General features: G+C 45.5%; 1 protein-coding gene. It reads left to right on the forward strand.

Going from position 1 to position 5,108, the window contains the following annotated elements; translation table 11 throughout:
- On the forward strand, positions 1-5,108 hold a 5,108-nt coding region (locus J2Z48_RS15600; protein ID WP_307254998.1), incomplete at both ends, for a DNRLRE domain-containing protein.

The following is a 5,108-nucleotide window of genomic DNA, read 5'->3' on the forward strand; positions in this document are numbered from 1 at the left end:
TTCGAATATGGGTTAGCATGATTGTCGCCATTGTTTTATGGACAAGCATGCAACCTTTACCTGCCTATGCGGTAGATTTTATAAACAATGAGTATTACCAATGGCAAATCAAACAGCCATACGCAATGGACAAAGATTCCAATGCACTTTTATCTTTTTATAAAGAGACGGCAGCAGAAAAAAAGGCGGGGTCCAAAACACCAGCCGCTCCTGCTAAAGCGCCCACCATTAAAGATCAAATTATCGACTGGGGAGAACCAGTTATCACCTTAAACGAACCCACCAAGGTTCACGGTGATGGAGCCGAGTTAAGCTGGAGCAAGTACACCGGATCTGGCTTCGTGGAATATCAGGTACACCGGAGTAACCAGCCTAAATTTACCCCGAATGAAAGCACCCTCATCGCTCCCATCGACGGAGTGAATCAGACGCAGTATCGAGATACGACTGCCCAGCCAACTCCGGCGATTAATCCTGCTGATATGGGGCGTACGTATTACTACATGGTCACCGTAAAAACCACCGAAAGCAAAGTTTTCCCTTCTAAGGAAAAGCAAGTGCAATTACCCAAGGCTGGGCTGACATTACAAGTGATCCAGCAAGCAGAGGATACCACACTCTCTAGCGCAAAGCCGACTACGAATTTAGATAAAATAGATGGAAAACCGTTTCTTTCGGTAGGGAATATGGGTACCTACGGAATTACACGTAGCGTAATCAAATTTGACCTTTCCTCCCTTCCTACCGGAGTAAAAGTATCCAGTTCCTATCTCGCACTCATGAATTCTGAGTATGAGGAATCGGATGATAAAACCCCTACGAAATACGATGTCTATTCACTTGCCAAAGGATTTACCGAAGAGGCTACTTGGAATACCCCATGGAGCCAACCCGGCGGAGATATTGAAATAGGATCACTCAATGCCATCAGTACAAGCTATACCGCCGAGTGGCATCTGTGGAAGACTACTCCTGCCGTTCAAGCATGGCTAAATGGTACCAAAACGAACAATGGATTTTTGCTGAAGTTTCAAGGTGAAGACGGAAGTGTGAAAGAGCGGACAGCCTTCCATAGTAGTGAATCACCCGATACATCCGTACGTCCGAAATTAATGGTGATCTATACCACGAAGTCTGCTGGGAATAACTACTATGCCCCAAGTACTCCCTCTTACATGACCACCGGAGCCGAGTATTTGGTAGATGTCACCTTAACGAATACAACTGAAGAGAAATGGAGTGGTTCTACCGATAAACTTTCCTATCACTGGATTGGACCCGATGGGAAAGAAGTGACCAATGCCCGCCTCGATAGTCCTCTACGTCCTGTAGATGAAAAAGGCATCGAAGCCCCGACCCCGATCGATGTCAGCCCTGGACAGACGATTAAAGTTCGAGCAAAGGTAAAAGCACCTGAACTCACAGGGAACCAACAGCGTGAATCCTATAGCTTGCGCTGGGACCTCTCGAAAAATGGAAAGTGGCTCTCACAAGATGCGAACCCAGTGGCTGTGCTAGAGCAAAAAGTAGCGATAGAGAAGAAAGGAGAAGACAAAGGATTTGGCCACAATGCGGCTCAGATAACCGACTTTGCCAGTCCAGACAGCAAAGTTGGGATGAACGTTTACCAAGGAAATGTCACCTTTTTCTACAAGCCCTACTCGAATCCTTCGAGAGGATTTGAAACCTATGCCCAGCTGAACTATAACAGCCTAAGCACCACAGATGCAGGACTTGGAAAAGGATGGTCACTCGGAACTGGATCCGTTGTGAGCATCGGTGCCCCTGCCACCAATGGTGCGATGGTCAACAGTAAAGATGAGATTGTCTCTGGCGCTGTCGTCGTCGTGGATGAAGAGGGAGAAAGCCACGAATTCACGTGGAATAAGAACAAGAATAAATTTGATCCACCCGCAGGACTTAACTTATCCGTCGAATACATAAGTGGAACAGATAAACGGAAAAAATGGGTCTTCACGGAGCAGGACCGAGTCCAATATTTCTTGGATGACCGAGGCTATACTAGTGAGATCGTGGATAAAAACGGAAACAAGCTAATCTATGAATACGAAGAAAGAAAGATCGATAACAAACCGAAACAACTTTTACGCCGCATCAAGGACTCGATGAACCGGGAGACCTTGCAGATTTCGTATAACGACCGAAATAAAATTGATTATATCGATGATATTGCAGGTAGACGGATGCAGTTTGTCTATGATGACCAAGACCGGTTAGTCAAGCTGATGGACGGGATTGATGTAAGGAAAGTTACGAATGTAACTGACTTAAAAACCTACCGATTTGAATACCATCCAACCCTCAAGTCACATATCGTCAAAGTGACCGACTCTCGCGGCAATGCAACCACGTTTGATTACCATACAAGCGGAGACCTAGCGAACAAAGTCACCAAGATGACCAACAGGGCAAATGAACACATTTTCATCGACTACAACGCGAATCAGCGGATTGTAACCGATGCCAATAAAGATCGTCACACCGAATACTCCTTTGATGGCAAAGGTCGTCAAACGCAAGTAAGCGTGATCACCAAAGGAAAAACGCGTACCACGAAGTATCAATACGACGACGATGACAACATGATTCGTCTCGAAGAGCCAAACGGGGCGGTTACCACTTGGAAGTACAATGAGCATGGGCAACCCCTCATGAAGACTGACCAAGAAAACAATGCCTTATCCGATGCTTCTGCTCGAAAATCCACCCTCTACGAATACCAGACTGGGATGGATGGAAGGGTTTCAGAGCTCATCAAAGAAACCTCTCCAGAGGGAAGAGAAGTTCGTTATACCTATGATGCCAACGGAAATATGCTCACGAAGCAAAACTCGATGAGTCTTGGAACAACCTATACCTATTGGCCGGGTGGACTTCTCAAGAGTGCCTCTGATGTGAATGGACACGCTACCCTATCCGACGAGTATGATGCAAATGGATTAGCGCAAAAAACAACCGATGCCAAAGGAAATGTCACATGGTCTACCTATGGACCGCGTGGTGAGACCCTCACCACCACCAATCCTAAAGGTAAGCGCATCACCATGACCTATGACATTTATCAACGACTAGAAAAGACCGAAATACCCAAAGATCTGAAGAAAAACGAATATATCACACAGCTTGCCCCCGCATACGATCAAAATGGCAACGTCATCAAAGAAACATCCGCAACCGGTGCGGAAACCTTTTACGATTATGACGCTATGGACCGGGTAATTGAAATCAAACTCCCTTCTGACTCTGATACCAAAGTCCCACGAGTGAAGAAGAACGAGTATAACAACGTCGGGAAACTGATCAAAGAGACCCAGCCAAACGGAAGTTTGACCAAGGATGATGATCAGGATTACATCACGACTTACGAGTATGACGACTTTGATCAACTGATCGCGACAACCAACTCGTTAGGTCATAAAATTACCTATGAATACGACGACGTCGGGAACCAGATCAAAACCACGCTACCAGAGGGAATTGCCTCTACAGCAGATGATAAAGACCATACCATTCGGAAAGAGTACGACAAAAACCACCGTGTGATTCGCGAAATCGATGCTAAAGACCAATACACCCATACGACCTACGATGCCGATGGATTAATCACTCGCATCAAGGATAAAGATGGGAACAATCTCTATAAATATTATGACAAACGGGGACTACTCGCAGAAGAGCGCGTACCTCATAACGGAAAAGAACTCATTACCAAATACGATTACGATGGTGCCGGAAACCTCCTAAAAGTAGAAACCCCTCGTGGTGTGGCTACTCCGACCAAAGGAGACTTTGTCCAAGAAAAAGTATACGACGAATTAAACCGCGTAACTGAGATCATCTATCCACATGACGGCAAACAATTAGAACGTCCAAAGATGACGTACCAATACGACGAACTAGGAAACGTAACCGAAGTAACGACTCCAGCTTCCTACGGACAGGTCGATCGCATTAAGACCAAGATGACCTATTATGATACTGGCTGGCTCCGAAGCATTGAAGATCCATTTGGAGTGAAGACCGAGTATCAATACGATGATCTCGGGAAGCAAACCGAGCGAGATGTAACGAGTGCCGATGGCAAACTCAAGCGCGAGATGGGTTGGGCTTATCAACCAGACGGTAAAGTCAAACAACTCTATGACTCAGGGCTAAAAAGCACGGCTGCAACCTTCAATAAGAAGATGCTTCAATATACGTACGATGCCAATGGGAACCTAGTCGAAACCAGAGACCTTAGTACCAAGGCAGATGTAGACAAGTATAAGATGAAGTACAATCATGTGAACCAAGTCATCTCGGTTGAAGAGTTGAAAAAAGACAAGGTCACGAAGAAGTTTGACTATAGTTATGACCGAAATGGAAACCTGTTTAATCTCGTCTATCCGGGACAAACTTCGTACTACTATTACGATACGTTGAACCAAGTCTCATCCATGATGAGCCAGACTGGAGGAGATGAAGCCCAGTGGACCGAGTACCAACGTACACCTTCCGGGAAAATCAAACAGGTAAAGATGCCAAACGGCAATCAGACTACTTATAGCTATTACGAAGACCAGAAAACCAAGGAAATGCAAACCAAGAAGCAGGATGGAACGCTTCTACAAAGACATTTCCTCGAGTACAACGAAAACGGTCATCGTACGAAAGACGTAACATCCCTCCTAGGTAGCGATAACCAGCAGATGGATAACACTTACCGCTATGAGTACGATGCTCGTGATCGCCTCATCAAAGCGGAAAAGGATGGGAAGCAGAAGTCTTTTGAGACCTATATTCTCGATGCAAATAGCAACATCGTGGAAAAGAATAAAGACAATAAATTTACTAGCTTCCAATACGATCGCAACCGTCTCATCTCGGAGACGAAAGAAGGTGTTAAGTCCGACTATCAATACGATCCAATGGGACGTGTCGAGAAGGTCAAAGAAGGAGAACAGGTCAGAGAGCAATACAACTATGATCCGTTTGATAACGTTACGGAGCATACCAAGACCGATAAAGAATCTAAGAATCAGATCAAGACCCAGTTTGCTTACGACTCCTTAGACCGCACTATTGCCAAAGTGGAGCAAGCAGGAACG

Source organism: Croceifilum oryzae, assembly GCF_030814315.1.
Taxonomy (GTDB): Bacteria; Bacillota; Bacilli; order Thermoactinomycetales; family Thermoactinomycetaceae; genus Baia; species Baia oryzae.